The sequence below is a fragment of the Curtobacterium sp. NPDC092190 genome, assembly GCF_044755625.1.
In the GTDB taxonomy this organism is placed as follows: Bacteria; Actinomycetota; Actinomycetes; order Actinomycetales; family Microbacteriaceae; genus Curtobacterium.
Map to the genome: position 1 here is coordinate 255,417 of NZ_JBIVRJ010000001.1, position 22,803 is coordinate 278,219.

The 22,803-nt window shown below is 73.9% G+C and carries 24 protein-coding genes; 14 read left to right on the top strand and 10 right to left on the bottom strand.

Going from position 1 to position 22,803, the window contains the following annotated elements; genetic code table 11:
• Positions 1 to 139: 139 nt before the first annotated feature.
• From ACIQFY_RS01195 to ACIQFY_RS01210, 4 genes are all read right to left on the bottom strand, one after another.
• Entirely contained in the window at positions 140 to 1,045 is a 906-nt protein-coding gene (locus ACIQFY_RS01195; RefSeq protein ID WP_400337932.1) for a methyltransferase family protein, read from the bottom strand.
• A 138-nt stretch (positions 1,046 to 1,183) separates the two neighbouring features.
• Positions 1,184 to 1,324, bottom strand: coding sequence for a hypothetical protein (locus ACIQFY_RS01200; RefSeq protein WP_158407748.1), 141 nt, complete (start codon positions 1,322 to 1,324; stop codon positions 1,184 to 1,186).
• Between the two features lie 106 nt (positions 1,325 to 1,430).
• Positions 1,431 to 2,339, bottom strand: a complete 909-nt coding sequence (locus tag ACIQFY_RS01205; protein ID WP_066653970.1) for an SDR family oxidoreductase — start codon at positions 2,337 to 2,339, stop codon at positions 1,431 to 1,433.
• Positions 2,336 to 3,559 carry a zinc-dependent alcohol dehydrogenase gene (locus ACIQFY_RS01210; RefSeq protein ID WP_209682923.1) on the bottom strand — a complete coding sequence of 408 codons (1,224 nt, stop codon included), beginning with the start codon at positions 3,557 to 3,559 and terminating at the stop codon, positions 2,336 to 2,338. Before ACIQFY_RS01210 ends, ACIQFY_RS01205 begins: the two co-directional genes overlap by 4 nt.
• A 149-nt stretch (positions 3,560 to 3,708) precedes the next feature.
• Between ACIQFY_RS01210 and ACIQFY_RS01215 the strand changes: the two genes are divergently transcribed.
• Positions 3,709 to 4,050 carry a DUF3140 domain-containing protein gene (locus ACIQFY_RS01215; RefSeq protein WP_400337934.1) on the top strand — a complete coding sequence of 114 codons (342 nt, stop codon included), beginning with the start codon at positions 3,709 to 3,711 and terminating at the stop codon, positions 4,048 to 4,050.
• A 46-nt stretch (positions 4,051 to 4,096) separates the two neighbouring features.
• Positions 4,097 to 4,306, top strand: coding sequence for a hypothetical protein (locus tag ACIQFY_RS01220; RefSeq protein WP_058729470.1), 210 nt, complete (start codon positions 4,097 to 4,099; stop codon positions 4,304 to 4,306).
• Positions 4,307 to 4,361: 55 nt separating this feature from the next.
• Here the strand turns inward: ACIQFY_RS01220 and ACIQFY_RS01225 are convergent, their stop codons facing one another.
• The 3 genes from ACIQFY_RS01225 to ACIQFY_RS01235 form a co-directional block, all read right to left on the bottom strand.
• Positions 4,362 to 5,240 carry a family 16 glycosylhydrolase gene (locus ACIQFY_RS01225; protein WP_400337937.1) on the bottom strand — a complete coding sequence of 293 codons (879 nt, stop codon included), beginning with the start codon at positions 5,238 to 5,240 and terminating at the stop codon, positions 4,362 to 4,364.
• Between the two features lie 132 nt (positions 5,241 to 5,372).
• Positions 5,373 to 6,683 carry a PP2C family protein-serine/threonine phosphatase gene (locus ACIQFY_RS01230; protein WP_400337939.1) on the bottom strand — a complete coding sequence of 437 codons (1,311 nt, stop codon included), beginning with the start codon at positions 6,681 to 6,683 and terminating at the stop codon, positions 5,373 to 5,375.
• 138 nt (positions 6,684 to 6,821) lie between these two features.
• A complete protein-coding gene (locus ACIQFY_RS01235; RefSeq protein WP_400337941.1) occupies positions 6,822 to 7,085 on the bottom strand; it encodes a hypothetical protein in 264 nt (87 codons plus the stop codon).
• A 98-nt stretch (positions 7,086 to 7,183) separates the two neighbouring features.
• On the opposite strand from ACIQFY_RS01235, the gene ACIQFY_RS01240 reads away from it, so the two are divergent.
• From ACIQFY_RS01240 to ACIQFY_RS01260, 5 genes are all read left to right on the top strand, one after another.
• Positions 7,184 to 8,146 carry an SDR family NAD(P)-dependent oxidoreductase gene (locus tag ACIQFY_RS01240; RefSeq protein ID WP_400337943.1) on the top strand — a complete coding sequence of 321 codons (963 nt, stop codon included), beginning with the start codon at positions 7,184 to 7,186 and terminating at the stop codon, positions 8,144 to 8,146.
• 82 nt (positions 8,147 to 8,228) lie between these two features.
• Entirely contained in the window at positions 8,229 to 9,713 is a 1,485-nt protein-coding gene (locus ACIQFY_RS01245; protein ID WP_400337945.1) for a reverse transcriptase domain-containing protein, read from the top strand.
• A 142-nt stretch (positions 9,714 to 9,855) separates the two neighbouring features.
• The gene (locus tag ACIQFY_RS01250; RefSeq protein WP_400337947.1) at positions 9,856 to 10,824 is read left to right on the top strand and encodes a helix-turn-helix transcriptional regulator; all 969 of its coding nucleotides are present in this window, start codon (positions 9,856 to 9,858) and stop codon (positions 10,822 to 10,824) included.
• Between the two features lie 58 nt (positions 10,825 to 10,882).
• The gene (locus ACIQFY_RS01255) at positions 10,883 to 11,134 is read left to right on the top strand and encodes a DUF4287 domain-containing protein (protein WP_066653985.1); all 252 of its coding nucleotides are present in this window, start codon (positions 10,883 to 10,885) and stop codon (positions 11,132 to 11,134) included.
• Positions 11,135 to 11,197: 63 nt separating this feature from the next.
• Positions 11,198 to 12,208: a hypothetical protein gene (locus tag ACIQFY_RS01260; protein ID WP_400337949.1), complete on the top strand. Its 1,011-nt coding sequence runs from the start codon at positions 11,198 to 11,200 to the stop codon at positions 12,206 to 12,208.
• On the opposite strand, the gene ACIQFY_RS01265 is transcribed toward ACIQFY_RS01260, so the two are convergent.
• Positions 12,196 to 13,164 (bottom strand): AraC family transcriptional regulator, encoded by a 969-nt coding sequence (locus tag ACIQFY_RS01265; protein WP_400337951.1) that lies wholly within the window; start codon positions 13,162 to 13,164, stop codon positions 12,196 to 12,198. The two genes, ACIQFY_RS01260 and ACIQFY_RS01265, sit on opposite strands and share 13 nt — an antisense overlap.
• Positions 13,165 to 13,406: 242 nt before the next feature.
• Here ACIQFY_RS01265 and ACIQFY_RS01270 point away from each other — a divergent pair, with 242 nt between their 5' ends.
• The 5 genes from ACIQFY_RS01270 (at position 13,407) to ACIQFY_RS01290 (ending at position 17,436) form a co-directional block, all read left to right on the top strand.
• Positions 13,407 to 13,604, top strand: coding sequence for a hypothetical protein (locus ACIQFY_RS01270; protein WP_066653991.1), 198 nt, complete (start codon positions 13,407 to 13,409; stop codon positions 13,602 to 13,604).
• Entirely contained in the window at positions 13,601 to 13,804 is a 204-nt protein-coding gene (locus tag ACIQFY_RS01275) for a hypothetical protein (protein ID WP_066653993.1), read from the top strand. The genes ACIQFY_RS01270 and ACIQFY_RS01275 overlap by 4 nt, the downstream gene beginning before the upstream one ends.
• 38 nt (positions 13,805 to 13,842) lie before the next feature.
• Positions 13,843 to 14,439 (top strand): TetR/AcrR family transcriptional regulator, encoded by a 597-nt coding sequence (locus ACIQFY_RS01280; protein ID WP_400337953.1) that lies wholly within the window; start codon positions 13,843 to 13,845, stop codon positions 14,437 to 14,439.
• A gap of 73 nt (positions 14,440 to 14,512) precedes the next feature.
• Entirely contained in the window at positions 14,513 to 15,850 is a 1,338-nt protein-coding gene (locus ACIQFY_RS01285) for an alpha/beta fold hydrolase (protein WP_400337955.1), read from the top strand.
• On the top strand, positions 15,847 to 17,436 hold the full coding sequence (locus ACIQFY_RS01290; protein ID WP_400337957.1) for a GMC family oxidoreductase: 1,590 nt from the start codon (positions 15,847 to 15,849) through the stop codon (positions 17,434 to 17,436). The genes ACIQFY_RS01285 and ACIQFY_RS01290 overlap by 4 nt, the downstream gene beginning before the upstream one ends.
• Positions 17,437 to 17,552: 116 nt before the next feature.
• Here the strand turns inward: ACIQFY_RS01290 and ACIQFY_RS01295 are convergent, their stop codons facing one another.
• Both ACIQFY_RS01295 and ACIQFY_RS01300 read right to left on the bottom strand, forming a co-directional pair.
• Complete coding sequence (locus ACIQFY_RS01295) at positions 17,553 to 18,134, bottom strand: GIY-YIG nuclease family protein (protein ID WP_400337959.1); 582 nt, start codon at positions 18,132 to 18,134, stop codon at positions 17,553 to 17,555.
• A gap of 68 nt (positions 18,135 to 18,202) precedes the next feature.
• Positions 18,203 to 19,114 carry a siderophore-interacting protein gene (locus tag ACIQFY_RS01300; RefSeq protein ID WP_400337961.1) on the bottom strand — a complete coding sequence of 304 codons (912 nt, stop codon included), beginning with the start codon at positions 19,112 to 19,114 and terminating at the stop codon, positions 18,203 to 18,205.
• 57 nt (positions 19,115 to 19,171) lie between these two features.
• Here ACIQFY_RS01300 and ACIQFY_RS01305 point away from each other — a divergent pair, with 57 nt between their 5' ends.
• Together ACIQFY_RS01305 and ACIQFY_RS01310 are read left to right on the top strand one after the other, a co-directional pair.
• Positions 19,172 to 19,849, top strand: a complete 678-nt coding sequence (locus ACIQFY_RS01305; protein ID WP_066654006.1) for a heme oxygenase (biliverdin-producing) — start codon at positions 19,172 to 19,174, stop codon at positions 19,847 to 19,849.
• 221 nt (positions 19,850 to 20,070) lie between these two features.
• Entirely contained in the window at positions 20,071 to 22,722 is a 2,652-nt protein-coding gene (locus ACIQFY_RS01310; RefSeq protein WP_400337963.1) for a phosphoenolpyruvate carboxylase, read from the top strand.
• Positions 22,723 to 22,803: the final 81 nt, after the last annotated feature.

The window sequence follows — 22,803 nt, forward strand, 5'->3', positions numbered from 1 at the left end:
CGAGCGGGGTGCCGCCCGGTCGGACGGCTCCGTCCACACTGCACGCGCTCCGGGGCACCCGGCGGGTCCGGTCGTGTTCCGGACGCGGACGGGCGGACCATCCGGTTCGCGCGCTCGTGCTGCGTCCCGTGGCGCGCGCTCAGCTCCGCGGTACCGGGCGCAACCGCGGCACCCAGCACCGGACGGCTGCGGCGTAGCGGCGGAAGTCGTCACCGAACCGCTGCTCCAGGTCGCGCTCCTCGAGCGGGCGCACGACGCAGTTCCACACGACGGAGCCCGCGACCGCGTAGACGAGCACCGTCCAGGACGCCGCGACGAGCCCCACCGCAGCGCCCTGGGTCAGCCCGGCGAGGGCCATCGGGTTCCGCAGCACCCGGTAGGGGCCGGCGACCACGAGCCGGTTGGGCATCGCCGACGGCAACGGGGTTCCGCCGCCACGCGTCGACATCGACACCGCCGAGGCGAGGCCGAGCAGGCTCGCCAGCACGAAGACGACGAGACCGGTCCCGCTGACCACCTGCACGACGGCGTCGGGCAGCGGGGGACGGAGCCGCCACCGGGTCTCGGCGGCGGCGATCAGCAGCGGGAGGACGCCGAGGAAGAGCCCCCAGAACACGACGATCTGCACCGCGGTCCCGAGGAGGTGCCGGACGGGTCCGGCGTCCGGGTCGGCGGTCCGGAAGCGCAGCGGACCCGACGTGACGAGTTCGGTCGGCACCCGCCCGAGCAGCGCGAGGACGGAGCCGACGGTCGCTGCGGTCATCGCGACGACACCCCAGCCCGCCTCACGGGTGACCGTCGCCCAGGCGGCCGTCCCGAGCAGCACGAGCACCGTCCACCCCGTGGCGACGACGGCGGACCAGCGGAGGCCCGCGGCGGCCAGTGCCGAGGCGACGACGAACAGCGGGACGTCGAGCGCGGCGACCGGCACGGGGTCGAGCGAGCCGAGCGTCGCGGTCCGGACGATCGGCACGGTGGGGACCAGCAGCCACCAGACGGCGCCGCCCGACGCCTGCAGCGCGAACCACCACCGACCCCACGACACAGCTGCAACCTAGCAGCGCCGCGCCGACGTGACGGCGTCTCGCCGTGACCGGCGGTGTCCGGCGTGACCACGAACGGACGGGAGGCGCGGTGCCAGCCGGCACCGCGCCTCCCGTCCGTCAGCGCGCAGCGAACGCGCTCAGCGCTGTCCGTTGATCTGGCCGAGCCAGCGTCCGAACGTCTGCTCCTGCTGGTCGTCGTGCAGGGCGTGCAGGGTGCTGGTCGGCAGGCAGTGACGCTCGGTGTCGACGCTGTTCCCCTTGTGGAGGTCGAGGGTCATGGTGTGCTCCTTCGCGTGGTGTGTGGATGGTTCGACGTCGGCGGCTGCGCGGGCATTCCCGCTCGGAGAGCAGCGTGTCCGCTCCACGAGCCGAGGCGGTCCAGGGTCAGGGCGTGACCATGCCCCCGTTGACGTTGAGGGTCTCGCCGGCCACGAAGCTCGACTCCTGCGACGCGAGGAACACGTACGCCGGCGCGAGCTCGGCGGGCTGGGCCGCGCGGCCCATCGGCGACTCGCTGCTGCCGAACTCGGGCAGCGACTCCGGGTCGACGCCGCCGCTCGGCTGCAGGACGGTCCAGGTCGGACCCGGGGCGACGATGTTGACCCGGATGCCGCGCTCGACGAGCAGCTGCGACAACCCCTTGGAGAAGTTGTTGATCGCGCCCTTCGACGCCGCGTAGTCGAGGCGGTCGGGCGCGGGCTGGTAGGCCTCCATGGACGCGGTCGTCGTGACCGTCGACCCCGGCTGCAGATGCGGCAGGGCTGCCTTCACCAGGCGGAAGAGCCCGAACACGTTGACGTCGAACGTCGCCTCGAACTGGTCGTCGGTGATGTCGAGCAGGTCGGGCTGCCACCGCTGCTTGCCGGCGACGCTGACCAGCGCGTCGATGCCCCCGAGCTCGGCGACGGCGCGCTCGACGAGCTGCCCCGCGTAGGCCTTGTCGCGCAGGTCACCGGGGACCGCGACCGCCTTCCGCCCGGCCGCCTCGATCTGCTCGATCACGTGGTCGGCGTCGGACTGCTCCTCGGGCAGGTAGGCCAGGACGACGTCGGCCCCCTCGCGCGCGAAGGCGATCGCCACGGCGGCGCCGATGCCCGAGTCGGCTCCGGTGATGAGGGCCTTCCGGCCCTCGAGGCGCCCCGTGCCCCGGTAGCTGGACTCGCCGAGGTCGGGGACGGGGGTCATCTGCGACTGCAGGCCTGGCTCGTCCTGGGTCTGCGGCTCCGGAGAGACGTCGGGGTAGCGGCTGCGCGGGTCGCCGAAGGCGTACTGGTCGCTCGGTGCGGTGGTCATCGTGTCGCCTCCAGTTCGACCTTGACCCAGCCGGGCTCGCGGCGGTCGAAGGCCTCGTACGCGGCGATCGCGTCGCCGATGGGTTCGTGCTCGGTGATCAGCGCGGTCGGGTCGAACTGCCCCGATGCCACCAGGTCGATGAGCGGCGGGGTGACCGAGTGGTGGTCGCAGTTACCCATCCGGATCGTCAGGTTCTTGTTCATCGCCTCGCCGATCGGGTACGACTGTGCGGTCGGACCGTAGACGCCGATGATGCCGATGCGGCCGTACTTCGCGACCGACGCGACCGCCCACTGTGCGACCTGCGACGGGCCGTCACCGGGCTTCCACTGCTGCTGCTCGCCGAAGCCGTCCGGCGAGGCGTCGGGCGCGACCTGCTGCACCTCGGCGTCGAACTGCTGGGCCTGTTCGTCGGACACTGCTGCGGGGCCCTGCTTCGGGCGCTCCGCGTCGACGCCGACGGCGTCGATCACGGCGTCCGCGCCGATGCCGTTCGTCAGGTCCATGATCGCCTGCACCGGGTCCTCGCGGTTGTAGTCGACGACCTCGCAGTGCTGCGCGAGCGCCGCGGCGAGCCGGGTCTCCTCGCCGTCGACGACGATCACGCGGGCTGCGCCGAGCTTGTAGGCGGAGGCGGCGGCGAACTGGCCGACGATGCCGGCGCCGAACACGACCACGACGTCGCCGCGGGTGACCCCGGCGAGCTCGGCGCCGAACCAGCCGGTCGGGAAGATGTCGGAGAGCAGGATCGCCTGCTCGTCACTCACGTTCTCGGGCAGCGGGTGCATCGTGTTGCGGGCGTACGGCACGCGCACGTACTCCGCCTGCAGACCGTTCACCGGCCCGGTCGACTGCGGGCCGCCGAAGAAGCTCGTGCCGGCCTGCGGGCCGTTCGGGTTCGCGACGTCGCACTGCGCGGTCTTGCCCATCCGGCAGTACCGGCATGCGCCGCACGAGATCGTCGAGTTGATGACGACGCGGTCCCCGGCGCTGAACCCGCGGACGGCGTCACCGACCTGGGTGACGACGCCGACGGCCTCGTGCCCGAGGATGGTGCCCTCCTCCATCGGTGCCATGGTGCCGCGGACGAAGTGCAGGTCCGTGCCGCAGATCGCACTGCGGGTGATCCGGACGATCGCATCCTCCGGGTGCTGGATGGTGGGCTCCGGGACCTCGTCGAGGCGGATGTCCCCGATGCCGTGCCAGACCACTGCGCGCATGTTGCTCTCGCTTCCTGTCGTGGGGTGTTCGGGGGACACACAACCCGACCAGTGCTGGACGGATGCGGAGCGGCGTCCGATCAGCGCACCGGAACGGGGGACACGCAGCGCTGCGTGGACACCCAGGCCCGGCGCGTTCGCTGGCCGCCATGAGCGACGACCAGCACGACGAGAAGCAGACGCGCGACGACTTCGCCGACGCGGTGAACATGACCGCGTCGGAGCTGAAGGAGTGGCTCGACACGGACGAGTCGAAGGAGGTCGGACAGAAGTCCGACGGCGGCGGCGAGTCCACCGGTCACGAGAGCGGGCGGCACATCGTCCGCATCCTCGAGAAGAAGCAGGGCGACTACACCGACGACGACTACGCCCACATGCGGAAGGTCGTCGGCTACGTGGCGCGGCACTCGAAGCAGGAGCCGAAGGGCGACTCCCACGACTCGAAGTGGCGGTACTCGCTCATGAACTGGGGCCACGACCCGGAGAAGTAGGCCGCGGCGACCCGGGACCGTCGCGCCGGTCGGGCAGAATGGGGCCGTGGACGACTCCGGCATGCCCCGCTTCCGCCGCATCTGGTCGACGATCCAGGTCGGCGTCCTCGCCGCGGCCGTGGTGTTCTGCGTCGTGATGCTCGTCATCGGCCAGGGCAAGCTCGACCGCGTCTACGCGGTCGCCGCGGTCTTCTTCGGCCTGGCGCTGGTCGGCCACGCGACGTACCTCTGGTTGCTGGCACGCGCGAGGCGCTGAGCACTGGACGGACGGGAGGAGCGTGGCGGGCTCGGCACGCCCCGCTCGGCGGCCGTCAGGCCTGCTGCCAGACCCGCACCCAGTCGACGAGCATCTGCTGCGGGAACCGCGTGGTCGCGTCCGGCGACCCGGGCCAGGTGCCGCCCACGGCGACGTTGAGCAGCACGAAGAACGGCTTGTCGAAGACCCACGGCGACGTCCCCACGTCGGCCCGGGTGACCGTGCGCTGCGCGACGCCGTCGACGATCCACGTGACCGATCCCGGGCGCCAATCGACCCCGAAGACGTGGTAGGCGTCCGCCCAGGCCGCACCGTTCGGCAGGGTCGCAGCGGCCGACAGCCCCTGCGCTCCCGAGTAGCCGGGTCCGTGCATGGTGCCGTGCACGACACCGGGCTCGTACCCGACGTTCTCCATCACGTCGATCTCGCCGCAGGCCGGCCATCCGACCTGCCCGATGTCCGCGCCGAGCATCCAGAACGCGGGCCAGATCCCCTGCCCGCGCGGGATCCGGATGCGTGCCTCGATCCGGCCGTACTGCGCGGTGAAGGTGCCCTCGGTCTTCAGCCGCGCGGAGGTGTACGTGCCGTCGGCCTCGCGTCGTGCGGTGATGACGAGGTTGCCCGCGCCGTCCAGCGCGCTGTTCCGTCGCGAGTCGGTGTAGGTCTGCAGCTCGGCGTTCCCCCACCCGCCGGCGCCCGTGTCGAACCGCCAGATCCCCGGGTTCGGGGCGCTGCCGGCGGCGCCGTCGAACTCGTCAGCGGCGAGGAGCACCCCTCCGGACGACGTCGTGGTGGCCGCCGCGGCGTGGTCGTCCGGCGTCAGTGCCGCTCCGACGGCGGCCGTCGTGGCTGCGGCGCTGCCCAGCCCGAGCGCCAGGAAGCGGCGTCGGTCGACGGTGTGGGCGGCGTCGGTCGGCGTGTGGTCGTGCAGCATCCGGGGGATCCCTGTCCTCGTGCCCGTCGGTGGACGGGACGCACGATCATCCCCCGTGATCGGTCCGGTGACCAGTCCACACTTCGAGGGACACGCGCGCCGGACCGCGGTCGCGACGAGGGGTCGGTCCGCTCAGGGCACGTAGCCGACGCACAGCACGGTGACGTCGTCGGGGTGCTCGTCGGCGTGCGCGAGCTCGGCGATGCCGTCGACGACCTGCTGCGGGTGGTCCCGCTCCGCCACCCACGCCTCGAAGCGGTCGAGCGAGTCGAGGTCGCCGCCGAACAGGTCGAGCACGCCGTCGCTCACGGCCACGATGACGTCGCCGGGCTCGAGGACGGTGTCCTCGGCGGTCCAGCTCGTGCCGACACCGATCGGCAGGTGCGCCGACCGCAGCGGGCGGACGGTGCCGTCGACGCTCCGCAGCACCGTCAGCCCGTGCCCGGCGTCCACCCACCGGGCGTGCCCGTCACGGTCGACCCGCACGTGGAAGCACGTCGTGAACTGTCCGCTGGTCAGGTCGGACGTCCCGGTCGCGAGCCCGGTCGCGGCGCGGCGGACGGCGACCGCGGGGTCGGACTCGTCGACGGTGCTGCGGATGAGCGAGCGCACGGCGGCGGCGATCATGCCGGCGCCGACGCCCTTGCCCATCACGTCGCCGAGGGTGAAGGCGGCGCCGCCGGGGGTGGGGAACCAGTCGTAGAAGTCGCCTCCGACCGTCCGTGCGGGGATGCACACGCCCACCGCGCGGAGCTCCCCGGGCAGCCCCGCGGCGGTCGTCGGCAGGAGCGACTGCTGCACGAGGGCCGCGCGGTCGATCTCGCCCTCGGCCACCCGACGCCGGCGCTGCACCGCGGCGAGCTGGAGGCCGGCCTGCCGCGCGAGCTCGTTCGTCACGGCAGCCGTCGCCCCGAACACGAACACGACGATGAACAGCCGCACGAGCTCGCTCGGCCGCGGTTCGGTCGGGGAGATCGCGTAGGACAGCAGCAGCGTGCCGGTCGTGCCGAGCACCGGCCACACCACGTGCCGTCGCCCGGGGTTCGCGGCGACCCACACCACGGGCAGCACCACGATCGCGGTGAAGACCGAGGCGGCGTCGCCGGTGCCGTAGCGCAGGAAGCCGACCGCGACGAAGTCGATCGCGGGGACGAGCAGCTCGACCCGCATCGCCGCGGACGAGCGCACGGCGACGGCGGCGAAGACCAGGCCGAGCAGGGCGATCGCGACCCCGCTCCACATCAGCGGGGCGTCGGTGACCTCGAGCCACGGGGAGAAGGTGCTCCCCACGGCAGCCCCGACGATCAGCGCGGCGATGACCGTCTGCTTCGCGAGCGGAGCCCACGACGTCCGGAGGCCGCCGAGCACGATCGGACCGGTGTCGTCGCGCACGCTGATCGTCCACGTCGGCGTCGACGAGGGGCGGTCCGCGGTGCTCGTCACGCGGTCGAGTCAACCCGGACGGGGTGTTCCGGGCAACCCCACTCCGAGGGCCGGGCGTGTTGAGCCGCGCTCACGCGACGCGGCTCACACGACGATCGGTCGTCGCGCCTGCGCTCGCGCGACGGTCGACCGCCGGTCTCAGAGGCCGAGACGGAAGGCGAGGGGGACGAACAGCCCGGCGACCCAGACGAGGACCATCACCAGCGCGCCCGCGGCGAGCCACCGCCGACGCCGGCGCAGTCTCGGGCTGCGGTCCTCGCCCCACATCTGCGCCCGGACCAGCGTCCGGTTCGCCTGCTCGACGACGCGGCGGACCTCGGGGTCCTCGAGCGGGAGCGCCCCGGACCGGGCGTGCTCGGCGATCGCCGTCGCCTCCTCGACCGTCAGCTCGTCCTTCGGCATGCGCCCATCGTCGCACCCCCGGGCACGTCCGGGAAGCCGTGGGGCGACCGCACCCGGCCTGGGCGTCGTCGCAGCCGGTCGCGGGTAGCAACGAGGTCATGACCAAACGGTTCCGCGGGAAGATCGTCGTCGTCACCGGAGCATCGAGCGGCATCGGGAGGGCCGCGGCGCACGAGTTCGCCCGACAGGGGGCCACCCTCGTGCTCGCCGCTCGCAGCCACGACAGCCTCGAGGCCGCCGCGGCCGAGTGCCGGTCACTCGGCGCCGAGGCGGTCGCGATCCCGACCGACGTCGCCGACGAGCACGCCGTGCGCGACCTCGTCGCCACCACCACCGCACGGTTCGGCCAGATCGACGTCTTCGTCGGCAACGCGGCGCTCTTCGTCTACGGGCTCTTCGAGCAGACCCCGACGAAGGCGTTCAAGCGCGTCGTCGACACGAACCTGTACGGGCACCTCCACGCGATCTCCGCGCTGCTGCCGCACTGGAAGCAGCGCGGCACGGGGACGTACGTGCTCGTCGGGTCGATCCAGTCGCTGCTCTCCGCGCCGTACCAGTCGGCGTACGTGACGAGCAAGCACGCCGCACTCGGTCTGGTCGACGTCCTCGGCGACGAGTACGCGGGCACCGGGATCCGGTTCACCGCCCTGCTCCCCTCGACGATCGACACCCCGATCTACCAGAACGGGGCGAACTACACCGGCAAGACCTCGCACCCCCTGCCGCCCACGGTGTCGGTCGAGCGCGCCGGTCGGGCCGTCGTCCGCGCCGCGCTGCACCCGAAGCGCTACCGCTTCGTCGGGCGGATCCAGGCGTCGCTCGTGCCGCTGCAGTACGTGTTCCCGGGACTGTTCCACAAGATCACCAAGCCGATGGTGGAGACGTTCGCGCTCCGGGGCAAGGGCGTGCCGAGCGACGGTAACCTGTACGAGCCCGCCGACGCCCACAACGCCACCGACGGCGGCTGGGTGGCGAAACGCCGCCGCGTGACGCGTCCGCTCGTCTGGGCGGGCATCGCCGCGGTGGTCGGCACGGTCCTGCTCGGCCGCCCACGTCGCTAGCACGACCGGAACCGGACGGGAGGCGCGTGGCGGTCCGGCCGCGCGCCTCCCGTCCGTCGGTCGCTCGCCGTAGGGTGATCGCGTGGAGTTCCCGGGGGAGGCGGCCGACGCGCGCGACGCGTCGACCTCTCCGGGGTCACCCCGGGGCACGCAGGACCAGCAGGACGACACGCCCCGAGCGGGACGGCGCGCTCCGCGCGCGACGCCGCACGGAGGCACCGACGGGTCCTCCGGGAACCCCACGCCCCTCGAGGTCGTGGCGACGGCGCTCGCCGACGCCTTCCTCACCGCCGACTCGTGGGCCGTCGACGACCTGACCGCCGCCGGCTACGCCGTGGTCGGCGTCGACCGCGCCTACGTGGGACGAGCCGTCGGGGCGGCGCTCGACGCCTACCCGCGACCGCCCGTCGACGCACCCCGCCAGCTCGCCCGGGTGCTCGCCGCGGCACCCCGGCTCGCCGCCCTGCACCGCTCCCGCGAGGCGCGGCGTCCGGTCCGCGTGCTCGCCCGTCCGGTCACCGCCGTCCGCGCACGACCCGCGACCGACAGCCCGCTGCTCGTCGACACGCTCCCGGAGCTCGCCCGGGCGCTCGACGTCACCGTCGGTCGGCTGCTCTGGCTCGCCGACACCCGGGCGTGGAACCGGCACGCCCCGGCGGGCAGTCCGCTCCACCACGTCCGGCACGAGTGGGTGGTCCGGCCCGGGCGGGTACCGCGCCTGCTCGAGAAGCCGATGGACCTGCTCCGCCGGACGCAGCGCACCGTCCTGGACGGACTGCTGGTCCGGCTCCCGGTGCACGACGCCGCCCACGGGTTCGTGGCGGGACGGAGCGTCGTCACCGGCGCCGCGGTGCACACCGGGCAGCAGGTCGTGCTCAGCGCCGACCTGACCACGTTCTTCGCCAGCGTCACCGCCCCGACGGTCTACGGCGTGTTCCGGTCCGCCGGCTACGCGGAACCGCTCGCGCACGTCCTGACCGGGCTCTGCACCCACCGGGTCCCGCCCCACGTCCTCACCGCGATGCCGGCCGGCGGGAGCCCCGAGGAACGCGCCGCGCTGCGCGAGGCCCTCGCCGTCGCCCACCTGCCACAGGGCGCGCCCTCGTCGCCGGCCCTCGCCAACACGGCGCTGCGGCACCTCGACGCCCGCCTCGCCGGCTGGGCGGGAGCGACCGGTGCCCGGTACACCCGTTACGCCGACGACCTGACCTTCAGCGGCGACCACCGGTTGGCCGCCCGACCCGAAGCCTTCCTGCGCGGCGTCGAGCGGATCGTGACCGAGCAGGGGTACCGGCTCAACCCCCGCAAGAGCCGGGTCCGGAGGCGGGGGAGCCGGCAGTCGGTCACGGGGGTCGTCGTCAACGAGCGGCCGTCGCCCGGTCGCCGTGAGGTCGACCGGCTGCACGCCGTCCTGCACAACTGCGTCGTCCACGGCCCGGCGTCGCAGGACCGCGCCGGGCACCCCGACCTCCGCGCGCACCTGCTCGGCCGGATCGGCTGGGTCGAGCAGGTGCACCCCGGTCGCGCGCGGCGACTGCGCGAGGAGTTCGCCCGCATCCGGTGGTGACCCGTCCGCACGCTTCGCCGTCCGCCGTCCGCCGTCCGCCGTCCGCCCTCGGCCGTCCGGAGGTGCACGGACGGCGACTCCGACACCGGGACACGCTGTCCGGGAAGCGCACACCGGCCGCCGGTCCTGAGACCATGCGATCGTGACTGGGCAGGCACGAGGGACGGAACACCCCACGTTCCGACGCTTCCGGGTGGAGGCCGTCAGCGAGCACCGGGGTGACGAACTCGACGAGATCTACGGGACCGCCGGCGGGATCGACAGCGCGCTCGACACCTTCCGCTACCTCGGCGCGGGCGACGCCGAGGTCTCGGTCCGCCGGGCCGAGGTCCAGGGCACGCGGGCCGGCGTCATGCAGCCGCGCGACGAGCACATCGTCTTCTGGATCGGGGACGGCAGTGCGACCATCGAGGACCTCGACGGCGGCGACCCGCTCGCCGTGCAGCCGGGTGCACCGGTCCTGCTCACCGCCTCGCGTCGCTACGCCTTCACGGCGGACGTCCGCACGATCACGATGGTCCACCTGTCGGACCGCGTGCTCCGTCGCGCGCTCGTGCGCAGGGGACACCTGCCGACCGGGCCGGTGGTCCTCGCGCCGGAGTCCCCGGACGAGTCCGCGCGGCGGGCCCTGCGCGCCGTGATCCGTGCGCACGGTGGACCGGTCATGGACGCCGCGCTCGCCGACGCCGTCCGACAGACGATCAACGCGGAGATCGCCGACGCCGTCGTGGCGGCCTTCCCGGTCCTGCCGGCCGTCGCGCCGACCGGCCGTGGCTCCGCCGCGCGCGCAGCGGAGTGGATCCGCGCGCACGCCGACCAGCCGGTCACGCTCCGGGACATCGCGGACGCCGTCGGGATCAGCGAGCGGGGACTGCAGAACGCGATGCACCGTCGGTTCGGGGAGTCGCCGATGGCCAGGCTCCGGGCGGAGCGGCTCGACGGTGCCCGACGGGAGCTCGAGACGTCCGGCGGGGACCTCCTGGTGGCCGACGTCGCGCGCCGGTGGCAGTGGCCGCACCTCGGTCGGTTCGCCGCCGCGTACGCCGACCGCTTCGGCGAGCACCCGAGCGACACCCTGCACCGCAGCCGGCGGGACGACGGGTTCCGCTGAGGCCACGGCGGCGGCACCGGCGTCCGCACGTCCTGCGACCACGGCTACCCTGGCGGCCATGACGACACGCCGCGTGACCGCTCCGGAGCCGCCGGAGGACGGGTCGAAGCCGAAGGGCCCCGCCTCGTACTTCCCGAGCATCGAGCGGACCTACGGGCGCCCCGTGCAGGACTGGCTCGACCTGGTCGCCGAGCAGCTGGACGGGCACCGGCACGCGGAGGTGGTGGCCTGGCTGAAGGACGAGCACGGGTTCGGCCACGGGCACGCGAACGCGGTCGTCGGGTACGTCCGGAACGCGCTCGACGGCTGACCAGGCCCGGGCGCCCGACGGCTCGGCAGTCGCGGTGTCGGAGGTGCTCCCTACGGTGACGGCGTGGTCGAACCGGTGGACGCGTGGTGGCGACGGCGACAGTGGTCGCGGGGCACCGCCGTACCGTACGCCGTCGGCGAGTTCCGCTCGGCGTGGGCGTCGTACCCGGTGCTCGTGGGGCAGTACCACCCGGAGTGGAACCACGGCGTGGTGCTCACGCAGGTGCCGCCCGCGGCCGAGGTGCTGCTGACGTGGGAGTGCGACGTCGGTCACGTCTTCGTCGCAACGCCTGCCGAGCAGCGGTCGCGACCCGGGCGGGAGCGCCGACGGTCCGTCTGGTGCCCCGAGTGCCACCTGCAGGCGGCACCGCAGCGGTGGCCGGTGCTCCCCGAGGACTGGCCGGCAGCGGTCCCGCCGCCGCAGCGGGCGGAGCGGGTCAGCGGCCGCCGGACGCTCCCGTCGGCTCCGGGGCGAGGCCCGGTCCCCGGCGTGGGCCGGGTACCGACCGGTGCGGTGGCGTCGTCCCGATCGGGGGCCCGTGCTGCGGGACGGTCGGGCGCACGCTCGACACGGGCGAGCGGTACACGGTCGTCGCAGCCGGTCCCGCGGTCGATCTGCCCGAAGACCCCGAGGGTCCCGTCGGGCGACTCCTTCACGAGCGTGTGCGCCCCCGTGCCGGCGTCGGCGGTGGAGGCCGACCTGCGGCAGGCGCTGCGCGACCGGTTCGCCTTCACGTTCGACCACACGGCCATCCGGCTCGACCGCCCGTTCTTCGACCACGTCGAGGCCTGGCCGGACATCGTGCTCCCGGAGCTGCGCGTCGCGATCGAGTACGACAGCACGGGCCGACACGGGCTCGAGCACGTCGGACCCCGGCAGGAGACCGACCGGCGGAAGGACCGTGCCGTCCGCGCCGTGGGGTGGGAGGTCGTGCGGATCCGGACCGGCCGCCTGCCGGCGCTCGGTCCGTACGACCTCGAGGTGTCCGGCATCTCCGGGCGCACGATCGAGCGGCTCGTCGACACCCTGCGGGACCTCCGCGGAGCGCTGTTCGTCGACGCCTACGCGCGCTGACGGCCGGATCGGCGCAGGGTCTGGCGCGGGTACTCGCCGTGGCGCTGCTGGTAGGTCGCGGAGAAGCGGCCCGCGTGGGCGAACCCCCACTCGCGCGCGACCTCGGCGATGTTCGTCGTCGCCGGGTCGCCGGCGAGCAGCGCCTCGCGCACGCGGTCGAGCCGGACCTGTCGGATGTACGCGTTCGGCGAGAGCTCGAAGGTCCGCTGGAACGCCGTCTGCAGGGCGCGGAGGCTGAGTGACGCGACCCGGGCCAGGTCGGTGCTCGTGATCGGCAGGTGCGCGTGCTCGTGCACGTACTCGACGGCTCGTCGGACGTGCGCGTTGCGGGGGAGCAGCAGCTCGTCCGGCAGCGACGCGCTGACGACCGGGTAGAGCTCCAGCAGTGCCAGCGCCCCGAGTCGACCCATCTCGGCCTGCAGCAGCGGGGAGGCACGGCGGTCGAGGACGGTGTGCGAGATGAGCTGGACGCTGCTCCGCCAGACGCGCATCGCCCGCTCGTCCGGTCGGACGGTGTGGTCGAGCACGAGCTGCCCGGGCGCGGTCCCGCGTTCACCGGCGACCTCCTCGAGGGCGCTCCGGTTGACCTGGACGATGCGCTGGTCGTAGTCGTCGTACGAGAACGCGGCGCCCTGCTGCGGCCAGAGCTGCGGTCGACCGGGCTCCATCACGATCTGCGCGTCTCCCGACCCGATCGCAGCGGTGCCGCGGGTCGTCCACTGCACCACGAAGTCGTCGGACGGCGTCATGACGCCCTCGAGGTGGCCGTCGAAGCGGATCGACCGCAGCGACATCGCGGCGTCCCCCACCGCCGAGTAGCGGAACGCGAACGGCTGTCCGGTCGCGTCGGCGCTCCACTCGTTCCCCGCGTACGCGGTCGCGAGGAAGTCGCGGGCTTCGTCGAGGTCGGAGCTCTGCGTCTCGACGTCGATGCGTGGCGGCGTGATCGGGTTCATGGGTCCCGTGCATTCTGTCCGCCGGACGCGGCGCTGTCCGGACACCGGTGTCCCCGGTCCGGGGGGTGGACGACATCGTCCGCGCAGCAGGGATGTCCGGAGATCGTCGGACGAGGACTGCCGGACGTCCGTCTTTCGTCGTCGTCGCCCGGTCGGCGTCCGCCCGACGCCGCGGTCTCCTAGCGTCTTCGGTGGACGGGTGCCGGATCGGCCGGCCCCCCGGAGACCCGAGGACGACGACCGTGACCATCATCGCCACCGACCTGGACACCGGACCCACGACCGCCCGCGCCGCCGGGATCGGTCGCACGACCCCGCGGTTCGCCGAGGTGGTGGAGGCCCGCCGACAGCGTGGCCTCCAGATCGCCGCGGTGTCGACCGGTCTGCTCTCGGTGACCGTCGCCGCGTCCGCAGCGATCCTGCTGGGACTGTCCGCATGAGCATCCCGCGCAACGAACTCGGCATCCGCGGATCGCGGCTCTCCCGCGGGACCCGCGCGCTGCCCGGGGCGGACCACTCGGTCGCCGACACCGTGCTGCCGGTACGACGGTCGGCCGCCGCCGACGCACCGACGCAGCCGATCGACATGCGGGCCCTGCTCGCCGAGGCCCTCGACGCCGCTCGCGTGTCGGGCCAGTAGGCTCGCGCCACCCGCGGTCCCGACCCTGCAGAAGGCACATGACCCTCCTCACCCTGACCCCCACCGTCCGTGAGTCCCCGGCACAACGCCGGGCGTCGACCGCGGCGGACACCCTGTTCACACGGCACGGCGTCACCCCGGTGACGCTCGACGACGTCGCGGACGAGGCCGGACTCACGCGCGACGAGCTCACTGCCGCGTACCCGTCGAAGCGGGAGCTCGTCGTCGCCGTGCTCCAGCGCTGGCACGGCGCGTGGCGACGGGCACTGGACGGCATCGCTCGGGACGCCGACGACCCGCGGGACGAGGTCCTCGGGGTGTTCGGGTACCTGGAGCAGTGCTTCGCCGACGAGGGCTGGCGCGGCTGTGCGTTCATCAACGGGCACGCGGAACTCGGGCGCACCGACCCGGCGATCGCCGAGCTCGCGCGAGCGCACTTCGCCGACGTCGAGGCGCACCTGACGCAGCTCTGCGCGCGTGCCGGCGTGCCGTCGCACGTGGCGCAGGCGCTCTCGTTGCTCGTCGAGGGGGCCCGGGTGGAGTCCGCGGTGCAGCGGTCGGCGCAGCCCGCACGGGTGGCTCGCCTGGGTGCCGCGATGCTCCTCTCGGTCTACGAACCGCGCACGTCCTCCTGACACCGCCCGCCGGGGTACGTCGCAGGGGTACAGGAGCCTGGGTCCCGCGCGATCCGGACGGTAGGAACGAAGGATGACAGCGACCGCCTTCTGCCTGCACGCGCTGGGCTCGAGCTCGGAGGAGTTCGCCCTCCTCCGCTCCGAGCTCGCCGGCACCCTCGACCTCGTCGGCATCGACCTGCCGGGCTTCGGGCGGAGCCCCGCCTCCGGTGGCACGACCGTCGAGGAGATGGCCGTGCTCGTCGAGCGGGCGATCGGGGCGAGCGGCGCCACCGAGTGGGCGATCGTGGGTCACTCGATGGGCGGCAAGGTCGCGACGGTCGTCGCCGACCGCACGGTCTCGGGCGCGAACGGCCTGTTCGGACTCCGCGCCGTCGTCCTCCTCGCCGCCTCGCCCCTCGCTCCCGAGCCGATGGACGAGGACCGCCGCGACGCGATGCTCTCGTGGGCCGCGGACGGGCCGATCGAGCCGGACCACGCGGCGGAGTTCGTCGACGCGAACACCGCCGACGTGCTGCCCCCGGACCGGCACGAGCAGGCCGTGCAGGACGTGCGCCGCACCGACCCGCGCGCCTGGCGCGACTGGCTGCTCCGCGGTAGTCGGGAGGACTGGTCGACCACGGCCGAGCCGAACCCCGTCCCGGCGCTCGTGCTCGCCGGCGCCGAGGACGGCGACCTGGCGGCCGGGGCGCAGCGTCGCCTCACGATGCCGCACTGGCCCGCCGCCGAGCTGCACGAGGTACCGGGCGCCGCGCACCTGCTGCCGTGGGAGCGCCCGCAGGAGGTCGCCGCGCTCGTGCGCAGCTTCTGGGATCGGCGTGTCGCCCACGGACCGGTCGTCCCCGCCGACCAGGCCCGGGTGATCGCCTCGCCGCGGGTGAGTGCTCGGACCCGGGGCGTGCTCGCGGTGCGTGCGCTGCCCGACGACCCCGCCGCGACGCCGGACGCCCTGTCCCCGCAGCAGCTCGACGTGCTCCGGGCGGTGGCTCGGATCGTCGTCCCGCAGGCAGGGCCGGGAGAGGTGGACGTCGCGCTCCGTGTCGACCGTCAGCTCGCCGCCGGGCAGGGCGACGGATGGCGCCCCGACGGGATGCCGGAGGACGCCGACGCCTACCGCGGCGCGCTGGACGTGCTCGCGACGGTCGGTTCCGACGACCTGCCCGCGGTGCTCGAGGACGTCGCCGCCGGCCGGTACCGGTCGGACGGCCCGCTCGGGGCGGAACAGCTGCGGGTCTGGTTCGAGGACGCCAGCGTGGACCTCGTGAAGCAGTGGCTCGCCCACCCCGCCACGATGTCCGAGATCGACTACGACGGCTTCGCCAACGGTGGCGACGGCGTCCGGAAGCAGGGCTTCCAGCTGCTCGGAGCCGGGCAGCGGGAAGCGTGGGAACCCGAGGGAGCAGGACGATGAGACTCGACGCACAGCGCCACCACCAGGACGACGAGGTCGTCGACGTCGTCGTCGTCGGGACGGGTGCCGGCGGCGCCCCGCTGACCGCTCGCCTCGCTCGCGAGGGCCTGAGCGTCGTCGCCTTCGAGGCCGGTCGGAACACCGAGCCCGGCGACCACACGCCCGACGAGGTCGAGGCACCGGCGGACATCAACTGGATGGACGAACGCATCAGCGGTGGTGCCGCTCCGACCGCCTTCGGTCCGAACAACAGCGGGACCGGCGTCGGCGGCTCCACCCTGCACTGGGGCGCCTTCACCCCGCGCCCGAGCACGCACGACCTCCGTCTCCGCACCGAGAGCGGGCAGGGCGAGGACTGGCCGATCGACCACGCCGAGCTCACCGCGTACATCGAGCGCGTCGAGCACGAGGTCGGCGTCGCCGGCCCCGCGCACTACCCGTGGGACCCGGACCGCCGGTACCGGATGGGTCCGCCCGCGCGGAACGCCTCGTCGGACATGATGATGCGTGGCACCGCGGCGCTCGGCATCACCGCGACGGACGCACCGGTCGCCCTGACCACCGAGGACCGGATGCAGGAGCACCACGGGCTGCGTCAGGCGTGCGTGTCCTGCGGGTCGTGCCACCAGGGCTGCCGCAACGGGGCGAAGGTGTCGATGGACACGACCTACCTACCCGCCGCCGTCGCCTTCGGCGCGGAGATCCGTCCGGAGTCGTTCGTGCACGGCATCGAGCTCGACGCCGACGGCAGGGTGTGCGCCGTGCTCTACACGCGCGACGGCCGTGAGCGCCGCCAGCGGTGCCGGTCGCTCGTGCTCGCCGCGGGCGGGGTGGAGACGCCGCGCCTGCTCCTGCACACCGGGCTGGCCAACAGCAGCGGCCAGGTCGGCCGCAACTTCACGGCGCACGGGGCCACCCAGGTGTGGGCGACCTTCGACGAGTCGATGCGCTCGTACCGCGGGTACCCGTCGTCGATCATCACCGAGGACTTCGTCCGGCCGACCGACGCGGACTTCGCCGGCGGCTACCTGATCCAGAGCCTCGGCGTCCAGCCGTTGACCTTCGCGACCACGCTGGTCCGTGGCGGCGGGCTGCGCGGTGCCGAGCTCGTCAAGGCGATGCGCGACTACCCGCGGACGGCCGGCGTCGGCATCAACGCCGAGTGCCTGCCGTACGACGACAACCGGCTCGTGCTCTCCGACGACCTCGACGAGCACGGCGTGCCCCGGGCCCGCGTGACGTTCTCGCCGGGTTCGAACGAGGACGCGATCCGCGCCCACGCCGTCCGCACGATGACCGCCATCGTCGAGGCTGCCGGCGGGACCGACGTCCGGGTGCTCGAGCGCACCGCCCACACGATCGGCACGGCGCGCATGGGTTCCGACGCCGGGTCGTCCGTCGTCGACCCGGCGGGTCGGTCGTGGGACGTGCCGAACCTGTGGGTGTGTGACAACTCGGTGTTCCCGAGTGCCGTCATCGCGAACCCCGCGCTCACGATCATGGCGCTGTCCCTGCGCACCGCCGACCGGTTCCTGCGGGACGACCCAGCAGCCGACCGGCAGCGCGCGACGGCTGCAGCGGCCTGACCCGAGGTGCTGCGCGGCATCTCCGCGCGGCACCTCCACGACCCGCGTCGCGCACGGCACACGTCCGCGCAGGGAACGGGAGCCGGTCCCTGCCGTGCAGGGACCGGGAGCCGGCCTCAGCCGCGCAGCGCCAGTGCCTCGCTCGTCCACCGGGCGTGCAGCGCCCACGGGTCGTCCACGCCCGCGGCGACCCGCGCGACGTGCTCGAGCAGTGCGGGCGTGGTCCGGAACCACTCCGTCCCCGGGAACCGGTCGTCCGCGAAGGCCGTGTGCCGTCGTCGCTCGACGGACCGGTCGCCGCGTTCGAACGCCAGGAGCTCCTGGTGCGGCACCGCTGCGAGCCGTCGCCGCGGGTTCGCGGTCGTACCGATCTTCACCCGGTCGCCGAAGTCGTCGCGCTGCCGCAGGTAGTAGACGACGTCGACGCGCGGCGGTGGCAGTTCACCGTCCGGCACGTCGCCCCACCGCCACTCGCACGTCCCGCACAGCACGGCGCTCGGCCAGCGCACGCCCACGCGTGACCCGCAGACCGGGCACGGGCCCGGCAGCGCGTCCTCCGTTCCGACGTGCTCCGCCGCGACCTCGGCGACCAGGGTCACGTGTCCGCCGCAGAGCGGCAGGACGGCGCCGAAGCCGTCCGCGGACGGCGCGTCGCAACCGGGGACGCAGCAGGCGGGGACGGCAGGAGGGGTGACCACCCGGCGGACGCTAGCGTGCGCCACCGACGCGCGCCGGGCCTCCCGGCCGACGCACGGACCGGGGTCGCTCAGTCCGCGAAGATCACGCCGACCGGCTCGCGCTTCTCCTCCTGGAACCGGTCCTCGGCCCGCCCGAGCGCCCAGTACGCGGACAGGGACATCTCCGCCTTCTCGAGGCCCCACTCGTCCTGCAGCACGCGGCGGAGCGCCTTCACCGCGGTCCGCTCGCCGTGCGCGAAGACCTGCACCGGTCGGGAGGCACGGGGCAGCGCCCGAGCGGCGGCCACCAGCAGCGTGCCCGGCTCGGCGCCGGTGGCGTCGCGGTGCAGCCACCGCAGGTCGACCCCGTCCGGGTGCTCGAGCGGCTGCTCGTCGGCTGCGCCGCCGACCTCGACGAGCGCGATGCCGCGGGCGTCGTCGGGCATCGCGGCGAGGGCCGCGCCGATCGCGGGCATCGCGCTGTCGTCGCCGAGGAGCACGTGGGTGACGGTCGGGTCCGTCGACGGTGCGTACCCGCCGCCGGGTCCGGACAGGGCGAGCAGGTCACCGGGCTGAGCTGCGGCGGCCCACGGGCCGGCGAGGCCCCGGTCGCCGTGCCCGTCCTCGGGCCGGTGGTCGTCGTGCCGGTGGGCGTCGTGCCGGTGGGCGTCTTGCCCGTGGTCGTCGTGCAGCACGAAGTCGATGGCGATGGTCCCTGCGGCGTGGTCGACGGACCGGACCGTGTAGGTGCGGCGCGCCGGCCGCTGGTGCTTCGGCAGGGTCTCGCGCAGCGCCTCGAGGTCGTACGGCGGGGTCAGGCCGCTCGACGGCGGCGCGAGCAGGAGCTTGACGTACTTGTCCGTGGCGGCGAGGCGGTCCGGGTCGGCCCCGTCGACGAAGTCCCGGAAGGCCGGACCACCGAGGTGGACGCGCACCATGTGCGGGGACAGGTGCTCCGTGCGGTCGACGACGAAGACGTGCTGGGTGCGCTTGGGACTCATCCTGGGATTCCTCTTCCGGTGCTCGACCTTGCCAGCTACTGAGGTTAGCCTCACCTCATGAGTCCGACCGTGACGCCGTTCTCCGAGCTCCTGCGCCGGCGCTCCCGCACCGCTGCGGACCCGGCCGTGTGGACCGGCGGTGCCCACGACCTGCTCGCGGGGGAGTGCGACGTCGCCGACTACGCCGACCTGCTCGGCCAGTACGCCGTCGTGTACGACGCCCTCGAGCGTGCCGCCGAGCGGATGGCGGACCACCCGGTCGCCGCGCCGTTCGTCACGACGCAGCTCACCCGGATGCCCGCGATCCGCGCCGACCTCGAGTACCTCGTCGGTCCGGACTGGTCCGAGCTCTGCTGTCCGACCGCCGCGACCACCGCGTACGTCCGTCGCCTGTGCGCCGTCGCGGCGACCTCGCCCGGGGCGTTCGTCGCGCACCACTACACGCGGTACCTCGGGGACCTGACGGGCGGCCCCACCCTGGCCCGGATGCTCGAGGACCGGTTCGGGTTCGACACGAACGGCGTGCTCTTCACGATCTTCGACCAGGTGGCCGACCCCGCCGCCTTCGAGGACACCTACCGGGCCCAGCTCGACGCGGCCCCGTGGTCGGACGCCGAGCGCGAGGCCGTGCTCGCCGAGGTGGAGCTGGCCGCGGGCCTCGACCGGGCGCTGGTGGCCTCGGTGCGTCGCCCGACGGCGGGCGACGGTCGGACCGTGCCGCTGCTCCCCGCCTGACCGTGCCGGTGCTCGCCGCCTGATCGGGCTCCGGGCACGACGGGGCGGATCGACCGCCGGCGCGACCGCCGCTGCGCCCGCCGCCGCGTCCGTCGGCGCGCTGGTGGGCCGTGCCCTGGGCGGTCCGCGGTCCGTCCGGACGGTCGTCGTCACGTGCCCGCGTACGCCGGTACAGTGCTGGGGACCCGGGACGCGGTCCCGGCGCAACGTGAGAGGAACCCATGACGGCGATCGACGGATCGACGCGCCACGGGCGCGCACGGGACGACGTCAGCGGCGCGGTCGACAGCGACCTGCGCGCGGACGTCCGGTACCTCGGCATCCTGCTCGGGCGGGTGCTGCGGGAGACCGGGGGTGACGAGCTGCTGCACGACGTCGAGAGCCTGCGTGCCGCCGTCATCGACGCCTACGAGGGCTCCGACGCCGAGGGCGCCGCCCGTGCCGAGGCGATCGTGGCCGGCATGTCCGCCGAGCGGGCCGAGGCCGTCGCCCAGGCGTTCACGACGTACTTCCACCTGACGAACCTGGCCGAGGAGCACCACCGCGTGCGCGTCCTCCGTGCCCGGGGCGACGACGGCGGCCTGCCCGGCGACTCGTTCCCCGCGACGTACGCCTCGCTCGTCGAGCAGGTCGGTGCCGACGAGGCCGCCGCGCGCCTGGCCGACCTGCGGTTCCACCCGGTGCTCACCGCCCACCCGACCGAGGCCCGCCGTCGCGCGGTCACCACGGCCGTCCGGCGCATCACCGACCTCATCGACGAGCGCGACCGCTCGCGCAACGCCACCGCCCGCGCCGAGAACGAGCGGCGGCTGCTCGAGGAGATCACCACGCTCCTGCGCACCTCACCGCTGCGCACGACCCGGCCGACCCCGCTCGACGAGGTCCGCACGGCGATGAGCGTGTTCGACCAGACCCTGTTCGAGATCGTGCCGCAGGTCTACCGCCTGCTCGACGACCGGCTGCTCGGCGACGACGCCGGTCGGGTCCCGGTGACCGCACCGGCCTTCGTGCGCTTCGGCACCTGGATCGGCGGCGACCGCGACGGCAACCCGCACGTCACCGCCGGCGTCACGAAGCAGGCCGCCGACATCGCCGCCGAGCACATCCTGCTCGGCCTCTCCCGCGCAGCCACCCGCATCGGTTCGGCACTGACGCTCGACGCCGCCGAGACCCCCGCGGACGCCGGACTGCAGGCCCTCGTCGCAGCGCAGGAGCAGCTCGACCCGGGCATCGCCGAGCGGATCGGCGTCCGTGCCCCGAACGAGACGCACCGTCGAGCACTGCTCTTCGTCGCCGCCCGCATCCGCGCGACCCGCCGCGGCCAGGAGGGCCTGGCCTACGGCGACCCCGAGGAACTCCTCGCCGACCTCCGGGTGATCCAGGCGTCGCTCGTCGCCGCCGGTGCCGTCCGGACCGCGAACGGCGACCTGCAGAACCTCGTCTGGCAGGTCGAGACCTTCGGGTTCCACCTCGCCGAGCTCGAGGTCCGTCAACACTCGCAGGTGCACCGGAACGCCCTGGCGGAGATCCGGGCCGGCGGCGAGCTGAGCGAGACCACGGAGGAGGTCCTCGCGGTGTTCCGCACCGTCGCGGACCTGCAGCAGCGCTACGGCGTCCGTGCCGCGCACCGCTACATCGTCTCCTTCACGCAGTCGGCCGCCGACCTGGCGAACGTGCACGAGCTCGCCCGTGCCGCCTGCGGTGACGCGGCCCCGGTGCTCGACGTCATCCCGCTGTTCGAGACCTTCGCCGACCTGCACGCGAGCGTCGACATCCTCGACGAGGCCGTGCGCACCGAGCCCTTCCAGCGGCGGCTCGCGGCGACCGGGCGTCGGCTCGAGGTCATGCTCGGCTACTCCGACTCGTCGAAGGACGTCGGCCCGGTCTCGGCGAACCTGGCGCTCTACGACGCACAGGCACGGATCGCCGACTGGGCGCGCGAGCAGGACGTCGAGCTGACGCTGTTCCACGGCCGCGGCGGATCGCTCGGCCGCGGTGGTGGCCCGGCGAACGAGGCGGTCCTCGCACAGCCGCCGGGGTCGATCGACGGGCGACTCAAGCTCACCGAGCAGGGCGAGGTCATCTTCGCCCAGTACGGCGACCAGGACATCGCGGCACGGCACCTCGAGCAGATGGCCTCGGCAACGCTGTTCGCGTCGTCGCCGTCGAACGAGGAGCGCACGGCCGTCGCGGCGACCCGCTTCGCCGACCTCGCGCAGCAGCTCGACGACGTCTCGCGCCGCGCGTTCTACGACCTGGTCAAGGCGGACGGCTTCGCGCCGTGGTTCGCCCGCGTCACCCCGATGGAGGAGATCGGACTCCTGCCGCTCGGCTCCCGCCCGGCCCGACGCGGCCTGAGCGTGGAGTCGCTCGAGGATCTCCGAGCGATCCCGTGGGTGTTCTCGTGGACGCAGGCACGCATCAACCTCGCCGGGTGGTACGGCCTCGGCTCCGCGCTCGAGGCCGTCGGCGACGTCGATGCCCTGCGCGCCGCGTACGCGGAGTGGCCGCTGTTCGGCGCGATGATCAAGAACGTCGAGATGTCGCTCGCGAAGACCGACGAGCAGATCGCCCGCCGCTACCTCGAGCTCGCCGACCGCGACGACCTGGCCGCCAAGGTGCTCGACGAGATGCTCCGCACCCGCGACTGGGTGCTGCGGGTGTCCGGGGGGGCGGACGTGCTCGAGGACCGTCCGGTGCTCGCGCGTGCCGTGCGGCTGCGCAGCCCGTACGTCGACGCGCTGTCGCACCTGCAGCTGCGCGCCCTGCGGGCGATCCGGACCTCCGGCAGCACCGACCCGACGGACGGCGACCACCGCCTGCTCCTGCTCACCGTCAACGGGGTCGCGGCCGGTCTGCAGAACACGGGCTGATCCGCCCACGACCCCGTCCGTCACGGGTCAGCGTGGTGCCCGACGGCCGTCGCGGATCGGTCCGCGCGGGCGTAGCGTGGC

Coding starts and splice junctions, on each gene's coding strand:
- ACIQFY_RS01200 (WP_158407748.1), bottom strand. CDS start 1,324: ATGACCCTCGACCTCCACAAGGGGAACAGCGTCGACACCGAGCGTCAC.
- ACIQFY_RS01205 (WP_066653970.1), bottom strand. CDS start 2,339: ATGACCACCGCACCGAGCGACCAGTACGCCTTCGGCGACCCGCGCAGC.
- ACIQFY_RS01210 (WP_209682923.1), bottom strand. CDS start 3,559: ATGCGCGCAGTGGTCTGGCACGGCATCGGGGACATCCGCCTCGACGAG.
- ACIQFY_RS01215 (WP_400337934.1), top strand. CDS start 3,709: ATGAGCGACGACCAGCACGACGAGAAGCAGACGCGCGACGACTTCGCC.
- ACIQFY_RS01225 (WP_400337937.1), bottom strand. CDS start 5,240: ATGCTGCACGACCACACGCCGACCGACGCCGCCCACACCGTCGACCGA.
- ACIQFY_RS01235 (WP_400337941.1), bottom strand. CDS start 7,085: ATGCCGAAGGACGAGCTGACGGTCGAGGAGGCGACGGCGATCGCCGAG.
- ACIQFY_RS01240 (WP_400337943.1), top strand. CDS start 7,184: ATGACCAAACGGTTCCGCGGGAAGATCGTCGTCGTCACCGGAGCATCG.
- ACIQFY_RS01255 (WP_066653985.1), top strand. CDS start 10,883: ATGACGACACGCCGCGTGACCGCTCCGGAGCCGCCGGAGGACGGGTCG.
- ACIQFY_RS01265 (WP_400337951.1), bottom strand. CDS start 13,164: ATGAACCCGATCACGCCGCCACGCATCGACGTCGAGACGCAGAGCTCC.
- ACIQFY_RS01275 (WP_066653993.1), top strand. CDS start 13,601: ATGAGCATCCCGCGCAACGAACTCGGCATCCGCGGATCGCGGCTCTCC.
- ACIQFY_RS01280 (WP_400337953.1), top strand. CDS start 13,843: ATGACCCTCCTCACCCTGACCCCCACCGTCCGTGAGTCCCCGGCACAA.
- ACIQFY_RS01285 (WP_400337955.1), top strand. CDS start 14,513: ATGACAGCGACCGCCTTCTGCCTGCACGCGCTGGGCTCGAGCTCGGAG.
- ACIQFY_RS01290 (WP_400337957.1), top strand. CDS start 15,847: ATGAGACTCGACGCACAGCGCCACCACCAGGACGACGAGGTCGTCGAC.
- ACIQFY_RS01300 (WP_400337961.1), bottom strand. CDS start 19,114: ATGAGTCCCAAGCGCACCCAGCACGTCTTCGTCGTCGACCGCACGGAG.
- ACIQFY_RS01305 (WP_066654006.1), top strand. CDS start 19,172: ATGAGTCCGACCGTGACGCCGTTCTCCGAGCTCCTGCGCCGGCGCTCC.
- ACIQFY_RS01310 (WP_400337963.1), top strand. CDS start 20,071: ATGACGGCGATCGACGGATCGACGCGCCACGGGCGCGCACGGGACGAC.